12 protein-coding genes are annotated in these 15,700 nt (G+C 46.5%); 7 read left to right on the top strand and 5 right to left on the bottom strand.

The annotated features are described in order from the left end of the window. Genes N4J56_RS38825 through N4J56_RS38835 form a run of 3 tightly spaced genes read left to right on the top strand, consistent with a single transcriptional unit; the run spans position 1 to position 3,669 of the window. Complete coding sequence (locus N4J56_RS38825) at positions 1-783, top strand: DUF1822 family protein (RefSeq protein WP_317112294.1); 783 nt, start codon at positions 1-3, stop codon at positions 781-783. A gap of 4 nt (positions 784-787) precedes the next feature. Continuing rightward, on the top strand, positions 788-3,166 hold the full coding sequence (locus N4J56_RS38830; protein ID WP_317112296.1) for a CHAT domain-containing protein: 2,379 nt from the start codon (positions 788-790) through the stop codon (positions 3,164-3,166). A gap of 32 nt (positions 3,167-3,198) precedes the next feature. Further along, positions 3,199-3,669 (top strand): CHAT domain-containing protein, encoded by a 471-nt coding sequence (locus N4J56_RS38835; RefSeq protein WP_317112298.1) that lies wholly within the window; start codon positions 3,199-3,201, stop codon positions 3,667-3,669. 131 nt (positions 3,670-3,800) lie between these two features. Here N4J56_RS38835 and N4J56_RS38840 read toward each other — a convergent pair whose 3' ends face one another. The 5 genes from N4J56_RS38840 to N4J56_RS38855 all read right to left on the bottom strand — a co-directional run bounded on the left by N4J56_RS38840 (position 3,801) and on the right by N4J56_RS38855 (position 7,071). Beyond that, positions 3,801-4,388: a hypothetical protein gene (locus tag N4J56_RS38840; RefSeq protein ID WP_317112299.1), complete on the bottom strand. Its 588-nt coding sequence runs from the start codon at positions 4,386-4,388 to the stop codon at positions 3,801-3,803. Positions 4,389-5,492: 1,104 nt separating this feature from the next. Continuing rightward, entirely contained in the window at positions 5,493-5,708 is a 216-nt protein-coding gene (locus tag N4J56_RS41750) for a hypothetical protein (RefSeq protein WP_410500818.1), read from the bottom strand. Positions 5,709-5,851: 143 nt separating this feature from the next. Next, on the bottom strand, positions 5,852-6,250 hold the full coding sequence (locus N4J56_RS41755; protein WP_410500819.1) for a hypothetical protein: 399 nt from the start codon (positions 6,248-6,250) through the stop codon (positions 5,852-5,854). A 101-nt stretch (positions 6,251-6,351) separates the two neighbouring features. Continuing rightward, positions 6,352-6,768 carry a transposase gene (locus N4J56_RS38850; RefSeq protein ID WP_317112301.1) on the bottom strand — a complete coding sequence of 139 codons (417 nt, stop codon included), beginning with the start codon at positions 6,766-6,768 and terminating at the stop codon, positions 6,352-6,354. Between the two features lie 171 nt (positions 6,769-6,939). Next, a complete protein-coding gene (locus N4J56_RS38855) occupies positions 6,940-7,071 on the bottom strand; it encodes a hypothetical protein (RefSeq protein ID WP_317112303.1) in 132 nt (43 codons plus the stop codon). A gap of 1,371 nt (positions 7,072-8,442) precedes the next feature. On the opposite strand from N4J56_RS38855, the gene N4J56_RS38860 reads away from it, so the two are divergent. The 4 genes from N4J56_RS38860 (at position 8,443) to N4J56_RS38875 (ending at position 15,699) form a co-directional block, all read left to right on the top strand. Beyond that, complete coding sequence (locus N4J56_RS38860; protein WP_317112304.1) at positions 8,443-10,359, top strand: M20/M25/M40 family metallo-hydrolase; 1,917 nt, start codon at positions 8,443-8,445, stop codon at positions 10,357-10,359. Positions 10,360-10,612: 253 nt separating this feature from the next. Continuing rightward, on the top strand, positions 10,613-12,433 hold the full coding sequence (locus N4J56_RS38865) for a M36 family metallopeptidase (protein ID WP_317112305.1): 1,821 nt from the start codon (positions 10,613-10,615) through the stop codon (positions 12,431-12,433). Positions 12,434-12,525: 92 nt separating this feature from the next. After that, on the top strand, positions 12,526-14,736 hold the full coding sequence (locus N4J56_RS38870) for a pyridoxal phosphate-dependent decarboxylase family protein (protein WP_317112306.1): 2,211 nt from the start codon (positions 12,526-12,528) through the stop codon (positions 14,734-14,736). Positions 14,737-14,739: 3 nt separating this feature from the next. Further along, entirely contained in the window at positions 14,740-15,699 is a 960-nt protein-coding gene (locus N4J56_RS38875) for a hypothetical protein (RefSeq protein WP_317112307.1), read from the top strand. Position 15,700 lies beyond the last annotated feature (1 nt).

Consider the following 15,700-nt stretch of genomic DNA (forward strand, 5'->3'; position numbering starts at 1 on the left):
ATGATAAGTGGCACGAATGAACCTACAGGCTTGACAATTTGTGTACCCATTAGTGCAGAAGATCGCGTTCAAGCTCAAGCTTTTGCACGGCAGCAACTGTCATCCGATAAAGCACAACGGGTTTATTGGAATACGTTGGCAGTGTTAGCGATGAACATCTACCTCCAGTGGCAACAATTTACGACTGATTTGTCAGCAGGCGACAGTTGGAGTCCCATGAACCTGATTTATGATGCAGCAGATTTGATGATCGTAGGACTTGGTAAAGTAGAATGTCATCCGATCTTAAATCTGGATGCGCCACTGCCGATCCCTGCTGAGATTTGGTATGACCGCGTTGCTTATATTGCGGTGCATTTGAATCAGTCGGCGACACAGGCAAGGTTATTAGGATTTTTGCCTCTGTCTGAGCCAGAAAATGTGCGTCGAGAGGTTCCCCCCTGTGAGTTGCAGTCGATGGATGACTTAATGGACTATTTTGAGCGTTTGGAATTGGGGCAACAAGTCTTGTTGGAAACGATAGCCGAATCTGAGCAGTTGCAACAGCGTTGGTCGAACCCCTACGAGCAATTGATGGTTGTGGCTCAACTGGAGCGTATTTATCGCATTGAGCAAAACCACCGTCTCTGGAGAGTCAAAGGGGAGAGATTACTTTCGGGAAGTGACTCAAAGGCATCGGTGAGGCGTGAAATTAATAGTTTAACTGAGCGGATTGAGTTGCAGGACATAGCCGAACGCCTACTGAAGCGTTTAGCAGAGGTTTGGGAACGCCAGGTAGCATAGCGCCATGAAACAGCATCCTTTTAGCTTGTTCTCAGGAATTGCCGCGCCTCGTAACGAGGCGCGGCAATTCCTGAGAACCGTATTGCAGCAAATTTCGCAGTATCAAGGAAACGCTCAACAAATTTATCCTATTTGGGCGAAGTATCCAGAGCGATTCAACGAGATGCTTCTAGAAGCCATTTCGGTTGAAACCTCTTTATCCTTAGGGGCAGAGCGAGAAACACAGCTCAATGTATCGTTGATGTTATTTTCATTTAGTCGATTAATCAAAAGTTTTTCCCAAGGAGACCACGCAATCAATTTGGAGCTGGCAATTGCAGCACTTTTAAAAATTCTACCTATTATATCTAAGGAGTCTTTCCCAAATGAATGGGCAAGGACAGTGAATAATCTTGCCCTTGCCTACCACAAGCGCATACGTGGGGAGTGGGCAGAGAATCTAGAGCAGGCGATTGAGTTGTACCAGCAGGCTTTGCAGGTCCGTACCCGCGAGCAGTTTCCCCTCGAGTGGGCAGCGACGGTGACTCATCTTGCCCTTGCCTACAGCAAACGCATACGTGGGGAGCAGGCAGAGAATCTGGAGCAGGCGATTGAGTTGTACCAGCAGGCTTTGCAGGTCTCTACCCGCGAGCAGTTTCCCCTCGAGTGGGCAAGGACGGTGAATAATCTTGCCAATGCCTACTTCGATCGCATACGTGGGGAGCGGGCAGAGAATCTGGAGCAGGCGATTAAGTTGTACCAGCAGGCTTTGCAGGTCTCTACCCGCGAGCAGTTTCCCGTCGAGTGGACAACGACGGTGAATAATCTTGCCAATGCCTACAGCGATCGCATACGTGGGGAGCGGGCAGAGAATCTGGAGCAGGCGATTGAGCTGTTCCAGCAGGTTTTGCAGGTCCGTACCCGCGAGCAGTTTCCCGTTGAGTGGGCAACGATAGTGAGTAATCTTGCCACTGCCTACTTCAAGCGCATACGTGGGGAGCAGGCAGAGAATCTAGAGCAGGCGATTGAGTTGTACCAGCAGGCTTTGCAGGTCTATACCCCTGAAAGCTTCCCAAGTCAATGCTATCTAATTAGTAAAGATTTGGGTTTTCTTGGATTTAATGAGGGCGATTGGGAGGTGGCAATTGAAGGCTTTGCAATTGCCATAAAAGCGGTCGAACGCAGTCGGAGTTGGGCCACAAATGAAACAAGCCGTCAGCAAATTCAAGCAGGAGCATCTGCTGTATATACACGAATGGTGCAAGCCTGCATCAATACTGGAAAATTGAATTTGGCGTTGGAAACTGTGGAGCGGTCTCGGTCAAAACGATTGGTTGAGCTGATGTCCATCAACGATTTCTATCAGGAGGAGAATACTCCAGATGAAGTCCAATCCTACCTGCAACAGTATGAAGCGCTGCAACGACAGATCGATAACCTGCGTCTCGATTTCAAGATGGCTTCAGAACCCACTCTCGTTGGTGCTGAAAGTTCAAGGCGTAGTCGTGCTGCCTGGGGCGCTGTGGATCATCAACACATTCAGGAGCTAGAGCAACAGAAACAAACGATGCGTCAACAGCTCAGTCGACTTGACCCGGTTTCTGCTGGGCTGTTGGAAGTAAGAGCCCTGAACTTGAGCGAGCTACAGCAGTTAATTGACCGACCTAACACGGCCCTACTCAGCTTTTATAGCATTGGTGACAGCAGCCATATTTTTGTCTTACGTCAAAATCAGTTAACCTATCACTCTTGCCCGTACCAGGGAAACGCACTTCTAGCATGGCTCAATGACCGATGGCTTTGGGCTTACCTCGGCATTCAACTAGCAGATAATGGAGCAATACAAAGATTGCCTCAGAGTAGCTGGAAATCAAATTTACCTGCTGTATTAGCAGAACTCTCCCAACGATTACAAATTGAAGATCTGATCCAAAACCACTTGCAAGCAATTGATGAACTGATTCTGATTCCCCATTTGGGATTGCACCAAATTCCATTTGCAGCTCTGCCCACCAGTCAAGGACTGTTAGGAGATCGATTCACGCTGCGGGTTGTTCCCAGTTGTCAAGTTCTCCAGTTCTGCCATCAGCGCCCACCCCTCACTTCTGACTTACTCGGTCTAATCGAAGATGCTTCTGGAGACTTGCCTTGTTCTAGCTTTGAAGCAGAATCAGTGGCTACCCTTTACAACGTTTCCCCTGGCTTGCGATTGCGGGGTCCCCAGGAAGCAACTGTAAGCAACTATAAACGCCTGCTACAAGAGCAACAGATTCAGATGCTCCTCTCGTGTCATCATGCCCAGTCTCGCCTAGATAACCCTTTGGAATCCAAATTAGAGCTGGCCGATGGAGCCATTACGTTAGGAGAATTACTCTCTCTCCCGCCTGGCGGCTGCCGCAATTAGCTGATGTATTTCTCTCGTGCTGTGAGACAGGATTGGGTAGATCGCTCGATCATACTGATGACGTGCTCACGCTGGCAACGGGCTTCCTCTGTGCTGGGGCAAGAAGCGTCATCAGCACCTTGTGGTCGGTTGATGACCTGGCCACAGCAATTTTCTCTATTCTCTATCACCAAAATCGCCATCAGAGGCATGGAAACATGAATCGCCCTCAAGCACTGCAACAAGCACAACAAACACTACGAGTAATGACAGGCAGTATTTTAGACCAAACCTATCGACCTAAACTCGAGGCAATGCTAAATCTGAACTACGATGAAGCAGAAAACAAGTGCAGACAGGCGACAACAAAGCAGGAACGCAAGTATTGGGCAGGGGTCACTATTCGCATTGGAGACACGCTTGACATGATTGAGTACTTATGTGCTCAACCTTATCCTTTGAGCACCCAATTTACTGGGCAGGATTTGTTTGTCATGGGCTACGGTAGAAAGATACAGCATTAGCGAAATACAAGCCCTAAAACATTCCAGTTGAGAACTCAATCGCAACACAAACAAAAGTAGTCATTAGAATTTCTGGTGTGCTAATTTTAAACCTCTCTTTAGTCAATGAATTTATATGAAACCGGGATTTTTCAGCTTTCCGATGTAGCATCCTCTGAAATTTCTTCTTCGGCGGATGATGACTTTCTTGCCTGACGCTCAAGGAGTCTCAGGATGTCCTCTTCAACCGGCGTGAGAGATGGGGCCTTTAGAGTGCCAAAATGTCGGACAAGAAGCTTTACCGCCCGATCGTCATCCCCTAAGCCCTCATCAATCGTATGGAGGCGGTCGAGAAGCTTTTTCCGAGCGCGTTTTTCCTTCGCTTTGAATGGAAGAGGCACGAGTTCGGAAGGCGCTACAGGAGCGATTCGAGCGCGATCGTAAAGGGAGATGGTGACAGAGCCGTCATTCGTCATCTCATCGACAATGGTCCAGTAGCCCCAGCGCTCGGTAAGAAGCTCGTTTGTAGTTCCCTGAATAACACAAACGTCTCCCCACTTCAATTGTCGGGGAGAAGCTTTTCCGTCACTTTCCGGTGGAAAGAGTTCCTCTTTCGTTTGCTGCACAAGAGCGCCGCTTGGGGCTTTTCCGTTCGCCTTCTCGACGGACTTCTCCCACACGACTCTTTGCTGTTCGGGGAGGCTTTTCAAGGGACGTAGCTGTGTTTCGCTTGTCGGCATGATGTGAACTTTTAGTTCACTTTGAAAAGATTGTCTGCGACTTTTGCCGCATCGATATAGTAGTAGGCAAGGCGCTTTGTAAAGTCGAACCTGTCCCTTACGTAGTCCTCGAATGTCGGGTATGATTCTCGATAAAGCCTTCTCTCGCTTATCTCTTGTAACGCTCTTGCGGCAGTAAGAAACGAATCTTCCACCTGCCGCTCGAGGGTAACAAAGCGCTCCCTTTCTTCTGCTGTCAGGGGCGCGTCTTTTCCTCCCCACCTTCGCTGGTAATGATTTCCGCATCTGCCACCGCTACGACAAGCGCGCTTTCTTCGACCTCATCCCCTTCACTGCCGTCACTCTCAGGACTCACCACGGGTTCGTCCGCTATTTCCTCAAGCGCCCGTACTTTCCCTCATCCTGTAGCATATCGATGTCATCTCCCCATGATTCGCCTCGAAAGGCGAATCATCAGGAAGGTCAGCTACTATCGCCTCGCCGTCGGCGACAGGTACTCTTTCTTCCTCCTCGGCCGGGATTTCCCGCTCTGAAGCAGCTTCAGCATTGATTGCGTCGGACTTTCTTGAAGCAGGAATAGTTGCATTCTTCTTCGTGCGGGGCATCACCGTAAACGCCCGTATGAGGCGTCGAACATCGTCCCTTCATTCTACCAGGAGAAAACGTGAATTTTCGGAGCGCGATGGGTGAAAACCGCATCGGGAGAAAACCGGTGCTCGGAGCGTGGAGTGCCCGCTCCGTCACCTTCTAGAAGCTACCTTTCCTTAGCTCTTCTAGGAAGCGCCGATTCTTAAGCGTTCATGACTCCTCTGAAAGCGGTTCTTCGAGCCAGCGAATCAGCGCCGTTCGAATCGTAATAGACTCGCAAATGAATTCTTATTCACTCGGCATCCAATCGTGTTTTTCATGGGACTTATCACAGGTAGTGAATCCAAGCTCTTCCCGCTCCTCTTCCGGAAGCGGGTCGAATGTCTCTTCAAGCATACCCTTCTACTCCAAATGCGAGCTTCACTTGGAGTTATGCGGGTTTCTACATCTCAAGCTGGTTTCAGGCGAAGCCGATGACAGTAGGAAGCGGAAGAGATTATTATGCTATAATTAGCTTCACGCTGCACCAATTAGAGCTTCCAGGACGGCGTCTTGCCATTGTCTATTCCATTCGTGACTCTCCATCTTGGCTCTAATTTGCAAGACATTATGCGCCTTCTCTGGTCCATTGCATTTTTGTTTCCGCTTATGTCGTGCATTAATCAGTAAGTCAATCTGCGATTCTACAGTTTGGCTAGTATAGACTTTTCCCTGAATTTTTCCGCTGCTCATAATTGATGAGATAATTAAGATTGTTCTTCAATAACCAAGCAATCCCTGAATCTTGGATTGCTTGGCATTATCAGTAATGTTGTCTTGGAGCAATTTCAACTTTGTAAGAGCTGCTTGGACTTCACCATGCCAGACAGCCCATTTCACGCTATCCAGGGATTCCTCAAAAGATTCACCAAGTTTTTAACATTCTGAAACTTTTGTCCAATGTGGAACCAGTCCAGAATACACTCTAAATCTAAACAATGAGATTTCAGGGACAGTACCACAGACCAGCAATTATTGGCACCATCTGCTAGACCTGTTACCCTTGTCTGTTCTGTCATTCCTTGCTTGTGGGCAGCATTTAGCACGAAACTTTTGATGGTATCCAACTCGTCATTGAGGGTTGAAACGACACAGGTCTTATTGGTAATCTGTCGATGGTTTTGATCCACCTGTTTAATATTGTCAGGTTGATACGCAATGGCAGACAAAGCTTCAAAACTGCGTTTCCCTTTCTGTTTAACCGGAATGTGTCCACCATCGACTTGGACAATCAAATCCGTCGTAGGGGCGGCACATTCTTGAGCAGAAGGCTCTCTCAGAGTTGCTTGAGATAGCGTTGCACCGACTTGAGAGGATGTCTGAGAAGTATAAATTCTTACGCTAGTCGTCTGAGCATGATGCGAAGCATAGCAGCATAGATAAAGGCTTCAGAAGTAGCAGGCAAAGCTTCATAATCAATAGTCAGTCGTCGATGCCGCACTATCCATGCTAGAGTGCGCTCGACTATCCACCGCCAGGGTAATACTTGAAAACCTTTGCTTTGCTTACGCTTAACTACTTCCAAGTCTAGGTGATGCTCATCTTTGACTTTTTGATTAAAGTCTTTACCCTCATAACCTCCGTCTGCAAAAACCTTCAATAGTCGTGGGAACTGAGCGACAATTTTCTCCAGAAGCAACAGTGCTCCAGCTTTTTCACTCACGTTGGCGGCACTGACTACTACTTGCAGCAACAATCCAGGGACGTACAAAAACTGCTGCTGTATCGTGGGATCAATGTAGTCATGAAGCAATCCGAGCCTGGTGTCAGAAAGGGAGCGCAACAGATTATGGTGTTTTGTCACACCTGTAGTATTTTTCTGGTTTAAAGCCTTTTTGTTGAGAAATTTACCTCAGAAAAGCTTATTTCTTCATCAGGTATTCTCAATAATTTAAATCCTTGAAAACCTATACTACAAATCACTTTAATTTGTTACGCTCCCTCCACTAATCACCCGTCCCGTACCTTCCCAAATTTGGCTAGCATTGGCGGGAAAGCTGAGAATATTTAGTAATAAGAGTGCTTGACAAAGCGTAGCGCCGGAAAAGATGTCCATAAGTGGATTTTTCCTCAATAGCAGAGCAGGTATCGCGCTCCCCGCTTAGGGATTATGTAGGAATAACTTGGCTGCGTGCGAACAATTCTGACGAAAATCTCTACAAAGCTTTGCTACACGCACTTAGCGTCTTCAGAGCACCACTAAATCTATGTAGATCTAGAGGGAGCGGGAAAGGGAGCGTAACAAATTAAAGTGATTTGTAGTATAGGTTTTCAAGGATTTAAATTATTGAGAATACCTGATGAAGAAATAAGCTTTTCTGAGGTAAATTTCTCAACAAAAGGCTTTAAACCAGAAAAATACTACAGGTGTGACAAAAACACCATAATCTGTTGCGCTCCCAGCGGGAAAGGCTGCCCGAGTATATTTCGCTTCAAGTGCTGAGAAATAGCTAGCTCTTTCAATGTAACCCAGATTGCACTCGGTTGTCTTGCGTAAACGCGCAATTATATTTGCGCGTTTGCCTCTAGTTTGGGTTGCACAAAATCTCTAAGATAGTCAACAGATGGTTGAGATCGATTTAACCAAGTGCAAGTCTCTCAGTTTATCCATTCGTCAAGTGCAAGAAATAGTAGTTGACAGAACAAAACAGAACAAAGTGGTTTTTTACTTCTCTTTTTAGCTTTGATTTTTCAGAAAGCATAAAGCTTCAGGAATTTAAAGTATTTAAATTAACCTGAAACGGTTTAATTTAGCTACTACAAAGATGCTGCTTCCAAATTAGATTTTCTAAATGAAAATCTTTAAAGGTGAGGCATGGAGAAGAAATTGTTTGAATAGAAGAAAACAACGTGTAAAATAACTTAAACTCGAGCTATCTAAGATATTTTATTACTTCAAATATCTTTTGCAACAGAGTCCTTAAAAATACTTTGAGGCAAACAATGTACAATATGCAAATTTCATTTGATTGCCTTTGCTATCCTCATGCTCAGGCAGTTTGCAGAGCTTGAGCTACTAAGTGCATAACACTCTCTAGGCAAACACACTGGCTTCTCTACTAGTAGCTTGTTGATTTATTAAGAGATTTTACAAAAACCAGCGTGTTTCCGGAAAGGTAAGAAGTAACTTTGAGTGATAGCTTGTAGGGCAAAATTTTAAGTTTAGTTTGTAGATATGACTTAAGCTCGACTTTATCCAAATCAAAGAATATAACCCCTGTGATTTGGCAAAAGTTCTAGCTAGTCGCGCAAAACTTTTTCTTCCATTGTGAATGGTTCTGGCGATATCGAAAAATCAATCATCTCGGCTCGACAAGAGTTTTGGCGGATGCGATCGCGCTGTCAGCAAATGGATAAAGTTGATCTAAGACATGACCTAAAGTTTAGTCGCTCTACGTAAAGCCTTAATTATTTAAAAAGCTCAGCCATGAATGGAACTACAACACCAATAGTCTTTTTTGACATTGGAGATACTTTAGGGACTCCGAGAATCTCACCTCCTCCCTACCGTTTAGAAGGACTAGATATTTATCCATACATACCAGACATACTCCAGCAGCTAAAAGATAAAAATGTTCAAATAGGCATCATATCCAACACTGGCGATGAAACAGAAGATGATATGAAAAGAGTGCTTGAAGAAGCTGGAATTTACAACTTCTTTAAGCCAAACTTACTCATCTATAGCTCAGCGGTTGGCATCAGAAAACCTTCTCCTGAAATCTTTCAATTAGCAGCTGAACGCTCAGGTTATGCTACTGCTCCTGAACATTGCTTCTTTGTGGGAGAAGATAGTAAGGAGCGTAAATCCGCCGTCAACGAGGGTTGGCGCGTAGTACCGCATCCTCTACTAGTTTGGGAAGTTCTTGACGGCAAAAGGTTGAAATATATTCGCGTGTCTGCCCCCGTCGAGCAAAGTGAGCAGGAGTGGCGGTCAGCCGTTAGAGGTCTGCCTATCGTTCCCTTGTATGTGACTGGTGAAAAAGGAAATCAGGTTTACGCAATCGCTACAACTCAGGCAGCGATGAGGCTCGATGACTTGGGATTTGCAGTGGATCGCCTGGGCAGTGAAGACGATCCCCTGACTACGGAAGTTTATCTGCTACGGGATGATCTTCAAAAAAGCACTGGCTTTCTCAACCCACAAGGAGGAGCTACGCAATTTTTTGCCAACGATGAACCCTCCAAAATGGTTTTGGCTTCTTCAACGGAAGGTCTTTTTGTTGCCTTACCGGGCGATCACTCGGTAGAGGACTATCATTTTGATAAAGCCCAACATGGACATAATCTGAAACTGCTGCCCGATCCTAGTTTGCTTGAACCCTTTGGAGAAGGCAATAATGCGAGAACCGCCAGCTTTTTACAAACTCCTAGTGTTGAGCCATCCTTGAGTCAAGCTGAACTGGATAAGTTTACAGCCATCACACCTGAAAAAATTCGCGGCTACCTGGAGCGATATGTAGGGATAAAACCCCTCAATGACGACGAGCAGAGAGTCAATATCAAGAGCCGACATATTCACAGTTCGGATATGCCATTGGTGACAGAAGCATTAGCGCAAGATCTCAAAACTATTGGAGGGGAGCACTTCAGCGTTAGAATGGATCGCTTCGTCCATGAAGGACGGGAGTTATACAATGTAGAAGCAGAACTTCAAGGTAGTGCATCAAAGGAGATTGTGTTAGTCACGGCTCATTTAGATTCCACGGCTGCCAGTGATGCTCCTTTCGATACCAAAAACGATCCTGCACCCGGTGCTGATGATGATGCTAGTGGTGTAGCTTCTGTCTTAGCGATCGCCGAAGTTATTAAAGAGCTTGTTTCCCTTAACCTTCCCAAAAGAACGATTCGCTTTGTCCTCTTTAATGCAGAAGAGCATGGCTTGGTGGGTAGCCAAGCTTATGCCAGAACACAAGCTGCTAAAGCTGCTCCCCTTGTTGGCGTGTATCAAATGGACATGGTTGGCTACAATGTCAACTCCCCTCGTTCCTTTGAAGTTCACGTTGGTTATGCAGCATCAGCCGATGTGGAAGAGCGATCGCTCGTTCTCGCCCAACGCCTTGAGCGGCTGGTTTCTACGGTATCTCCCACATTGGAACGCCCTCAGATCTATACTCAACCCGATCCTGCCGAGGGGAGAAGCGATCATGCAAGCTTTCACCAACGAGGCTATGCAGCTTGCGTAACCTCTGAGGACTTTTTCGTCGGCCCCGATCCAGCGTCACCCAATGCTGAACCCAACCCCAACTATCACAGAGAAGGGGATACTTTTGTCGATTTTGACTATGCGGCTGATATCGCCCGCGTAGTTGGTGCTGCCGCATGGGTGACGGCAAATGCGTAATTTGGGTTCAACCCATAGCAGGGTATTAAAACCTAGTTTTTTCCTTGTTCTATAATTTCCGCTTTTTCATTACAAATAGGTATGCACAATGGTACGTTTTATTGACATTCGTGACTTCAGCACAAATCGTGCGACTGACGCCCGTATTAATGAACTCAGCGAAGCTGCGTCATTTGTCTCTAATGAATTGCCCGGAGACCACACTGTTAGTGTCTCTTACTTGAATTCGCTCACAGGTACGCCCAATACTCTTGTGTCAAACAACGCCCCAAGTACAGAAGGAGCGCTGATTGACCAGGCGTTAAACTTTGTCACTCAGACCAGTGCTGCTTTCGGATTTGCTCCAAGCGATCCGGTAGAATTCGTTCCAGACCCCACGATCGAAACGACCAGTGCCGATAGTCTCGCCATTCACTTACAACAAACCTATCATGGTATCCCCGTCTTTCAAATGGTTCGTACCGTTCGCTTTTCTTCCAGGCGCGAGATTAGCGAAGTTGTTGGCAATAACGTAGATCTCCCAAATGGAATAAATATTGCACCGCAAATTGACGTTAACCAAGCCGTGACAGCCGCCGCCCAATATGTCGCCACGTCCGATGAAGCTGAGGAGATGACCGATGGCTGGGGACAACCAATGGCCCCAATTACTGTCGACCTGTCCGATTATGTTCCCCAAGTGCTAGCAGCTTTCCCCATGCCTAGTCAACCGACTGTCTTGGATAAAGGACCATTTGCTAACCCAATTTCTGCTCACCTCGTCCTCTTTTATCAAAATCCTGAGACGCGCCTGGGATGGTACGTGCTAATTACTCTGCCAGGTTATCAGGAGCAATATGAAGTCATTGTCTCAGCAGATCGTTTTGAGCCAGAGATTCTTTACTGCCAAAGCTTAATGCATACAGCGGTTGAGGCCAATGTTTACACAGAAAATCCGGGTAGAACTCCTCGGAAAATAGTTGCGTTTCCCAGAGATTTGAATGATTATCCTGTCCCAAGACCCTCTTCTCTGCCTCCTCAGTTTCCTGGTCGCTGGTGTACTAATGATAATTGTGTTGGCAATAATACTATCGCTGCTTTATGGGAGGAAATATTTCCAGAAGGGGAACGTGAAATTAAGAAACTTCAAGGGCAGATGCAAAATGGCAATGTCGTGTTCAATCCTGACGAGCCTACAGGGGATGAACAGAAGATCCTAAACATCTTCTACTTCTGTAACTACATGCACGATTTCTTCTACTTGTTAGGCTTTACTGAAGCGGTAGGCAACTTTCAAGAGATGAATTATACAGGGCAAGGAACTGCTAGCGATCCGGTGGATGCTCGCGCCTTTCGTGGTCCAGTTCGTGGAACAGCGAATATGTTAACCCTACAAGATGGGCGAAAGCCCATTATGAACATGGGGTTGGTGGCTTCTACCGGACGGCACACTGCTTTTGATGCGGATGTGGTCTTCCATGAATTTGTTCATGGTGTCACTAACCGCTTAGTCGGTGGTCGAATGAATAGTCCACAGGGACTCCAACAACCCCAAAGCCGAGGTATGGGCGAAGGATGGAGTGACTATTTTGCCCTCACGATTCAAAATTTTGGCAAGTCAGTTGAAGAAGAAAAAGTCGTCACGGGAGACTGGGTGGTCGACGATTCTAAAGGTATTCGTTTCTACCCTTACGATAGCAACTTCCCTCATGGCTTTGGCAACATTGGGAAGGATCGTTACGTCCAAGAACATAATATTGGTGAAATTTGGTGTGCCACCTTGATGGAGATGAACCGCAAGATTGGGCAGGCATTAGGGTCACAAGATCGCGGTCATCAGATTGGCTGGCAAATTGTCGTCGATGGGTTAAAATTGTCTCCCTCCAATCCCAGCTTCTTAGATGAACGTGACGCAATTCTCAAGGCACTCGATGACTTGCATACGGTGGGACGCTTAAATGATGCCGATTATACCGAAGTCAGAAGGGCAGTTTGGACAGCCTTCGCTAAGTTTGGTATGGGACCCAATGCCGATTGTTCTGGGGCTTCGCTCAATGGAATTGTTAAAGATACTAATCTGCCTCCAGGCTTATAGGTAAAGCGTAGGGGCGGAGGAGCATCTCCTGCCCCTACTTAATAAGCCTTGACTCCGTCTCATCCAAAGATTCTCTTAGGAGTAAAAAGCTGATGAATATTCCCCGCCACTCTCAAAGTCAAGGCTTTGAAAAAGCCCGTCAAGGAATTCGCGTTTTTTCCCAAACAGGGGAGATGCCTGACTTTAAAGGGACAGGAACTCGTGCCCTTGAAGCTTGGTTTTTAGGCCCGAAAGCGGAAAATGTCGATGAATTAGAACGCTTTATTGTGGAAGCTATTCGAGATCAGGCATTCTGGAGAAGAAATTTTCATCCAGGAGATCCCACACACATCACTGAGGAGATGAAGCGATCACCCGAATATCTTGAAGCAATGGATTGCTTAAAAGAGGGATATCAGTCTTTGCTGGCATTTCTGAAGAAATCTGTCCCCTTCTTCAGTATGCGCTATCAAGGACACATGAACTGGGATTTAACCATTCCTGGTATTCTGGGCTACTTCGCCGCCATGCTCTACAACCCCAATAACGTCGCTTTTGAAGGATCAACGGCGACAACAATTCTGGAAATCCTGGTCGGCGACGATCTCTGTAAAATGCTCGGATACACCATTCCCGATGAAGCAGACATCGAAAAAGGAGCTATTCGACCCTGGGGACATATTACCTGTGATGGCACTGTTGCCAATATTGAGGCGATCTGGTCAGCAAGAAATCTCAAGTTCTATCCCTTGGCTTTACAAGCAGCGTTGAAAGAAGACCTCGCCCTAGCAAATGCCAAAGAGATAGCCATCCTGCTCCCATCTGGTGAATCAGTCCCTTTGATTGGATTAGACACTTGGTCAGTGCTCAACCTCAAAGCCGATGACATCCTCGCTTTGCCAACTCGACTAACCAACGAATACCAAATTTCACGAGATACTGTTACTGCCAGTCTCAATAAATGTTCTCTACAAAGTCTAGGGATCCAAGAATTTTCCCGCCGCTTTCTCAGCCAAATTGATAAGTCTCCTGTCTTCTTCGTTCCAGGGACGAAACATTACTCATTCCCCAAAGCGGCTGCTCTCCTCGGTATTGGTGCGTCCAATATGATTGATGTACCTGTAGATACAGATGCAAGAATGAGCATTGCCGCTCTGAGAGAGCTTTTGGAAAAATGTCTAGCAGAGAAAAGACCTGTTTATACAGTGATTGCTGTGATGGGCAGTACGGAAGAGAGTGCAATTGACCCGATTCACAGTGTCTTGGAGCTACGCGAGGAATTTCGGGTACGGGGCTTAGAATTTACTGTTCATGGGGATGCCGCTTGGGGCGGCTACCATATTTCCGTCATCCGGGATGATTTTGATATGCCTGAGCCGCCTGGTTTTGTCGCCCCGCCGCCTCCCGCCATGCCGTTGAAGCAATATGTAGTTGAGCAGTTCGAAGCGTTGGGCTATGCCGATTCGATTACAGTAGACCCGCATAAGTCCGGCTACATTCCCTATCCAGCAGGAGCACTCTGCTACCGCAATTCAGCGATGCGCGACCTTGTTACTTTTAGTGCTCCTGTCGTCTTTCACGGCGATACAGAACCGACAGTAGGAATCTATGGCATCGAAGGATCTAAACCCGGAGCCGCAGCTGCAGCGGTTTACCTAAGCCATCGAGTGATTCGACCCTCCAAGAGTGGTTATGGCAAAATCATCGGCCAAGCGCTCTTTAGTTGCAAGAAACTGTATGCACGACTGCTGTGTATGGCACGACCGGAAGATCCGTTTGTTGTCGTTCCCGTTCCTCGATTGCCTGCGGAAGCGAAAGGAGCTGATATCAAGCAACAGATTCAATTCATTCGGGACAGAATTGTTGGCAAGACCAATGAGGAGATTATTAATCACACTGGAGCAATGGCTTTACTTGCAGAAATTGGTCCAGATGAGAACATCTTAGCTTATGCGTTTAACTTCAAAACAGCATCAGGAACTCTTAATCCCGATTTAGCTCAAGCTAACCGTCTGAATAAAGCGCTCTATGACAGGCTGAGCATCAATCCAGGGCATGATATTTACGGCTACGATCTGATTGTGAGCACCACCGATTTAAACGCCACTCAATATGGAGATGTCTTCATCCAAGACTATAAGCGCCGTCTAGGGGTAGGAGAGTCAGCTGGAGCATCAGTGACGGTTCTGCGCTCTGTGGTGATGGACCCCTGGGTGACTGAAACCACAAAGGGTTCATTTCTCGATGTTTTGGAAGATGAATTTCGCAAAGCTGTGACTGAAGCCCTCGAAGAAATTGCACCGACACAAACCAGGGGATACTAACCAATGCCCAGAAGATTTGCACTTTACTTTTCTTGGAGTCGTCCTCAGGAAATTGGCGCGGAACTCGGCAAGTTGGAAAACCGATATCCCACTCTATTTGAATTTCGACGGACGATATGGCCTGGGTATGAATGGGCTGCTCATCCAGGGCAATACAAACAGGGTATTTCTGGTTTCTTAGACCATGTTGTCTTGTTTGATTTTAAACATTTCAGCGACGTTATCTCTGAGGTAACAGGCAATCCTGTCCCCTTGATACAGCGGCAGGGCGATAATGGGACTATTCAATTGCTTAATGAAAATTTCCTCAAGGATATCGATACCCTCATTGTGGTTAGTTTGGATCATTTTGCGACAGAACAAAAACCCACAGTCGCCGAAGTAGAAGCCATTAAGAGTTTTCTAGAGCGTGAAGATGCCTGCTTATTAATCTGTCCTCAACATGATGTAGGCTCCGAAGACGATCAGACCTCTCGTGAAGTAGAATTTTTGCATCACGGCGATCGTCTAGTTCCTGCTCAACAACGGATTGGTGGATTTGCACGAGCGATTCTGGCTGAACTTGGTTTCCCCATTGAAAACCAATTTGGACTCAATCCAGCCAAGTCCAGTAAAGATAGTTCTCCTGCTCCTTTGCTCGTATTTCCAGAGTTGGACGATTTCAAGATTCTTCAAGGTGTTACCACGTTCAATCTCCACGCTCATCTTCCCCATTATTCTGTCCCTGATTTTCTTAAAGAGTCTGTCCGCCTACTGGCGAAGCAACCGATCAATCCAGCCGCCTCAAGTCATCCCTTTGTAGAAGTAGGAAATCACTACTTCAATGCACTCTTATGGATTCCTCCAAGTGCATCTCGTGCGGCCAACATCTTTGTTTGCGACGCAACACTCTGGAGTTCTGCATTTGGTGGAGTTCAGAGTCTTGAGGTTTTCTGGAGAAATTTAGCTCACCTTCAATCGTGAA

This window comes from Chroococcidiopsis sp. SAG 2025, from assembly GCF_032860985.1.
Classification (GTDB): domain Bacteria; phylum Cyanobacteriota; class Cyanobacteriia; order Cyanobacteriales; family Chroococcidiopsidaceae; genus Chroococcidiopsis.

Coding starts and splice junctions, on each gene's coding strand:
- N4J56_RS38825 (WP_317112294.1), top strand. CDS start 1: ATGATAAGTGGCACGAATGAACCTACAGGCTTGACAATTTGTGTACCC.
- N4J56_RS38830 (WP_317112296.1), top strand. CDS start 788: ATGAAACAGCATCCTTTTAGCTTGTTCTCAGGAATTGCCGCGCCTCGT.
- N4J56_RS38840 (WP_317112299.1), bottom strand. CDS start 4,388: ATGCCGACAAGCGAAACACAGCTACGTCCCTTGAAAAGCCTCCCCGAA.
- N4J56_RS41750 (WP_410500818.1), bottom strand. CDS start 5,708: ATGAGCAGCGGAAAAATTCAGGGAAAAGTCTATACTAGCCAAACTGTA.
- N4J56_RS38855 (WP_317112303.1), bottom strand. CDS start 7,071: ATGGACATCTTTTCCGGCGCTACGCTTTGTCAAGCACTCTTATTACTA.
- N4J56_RS38860 (WP_317112304.1), top strand. CDS start 8,443: ATGAATGGAACTACAACACCAATAGTCTTTTTTGACATTGGAGATACT.
- N4J56_RS38870 (WP_317112306.1), top strand. CDS start 12,526: ATGAATATTCCCCGCCACTCTCAAAGTCAAGGCTTTGAAAAAGCCCGT.
- N4J56_RS38875 (WP_317112307.1), top strand. CDS start 14,740: ATGCCCAGAAGATTTGCACTTTACTTTTCTTGGAGTCGTCCTCAGGAA.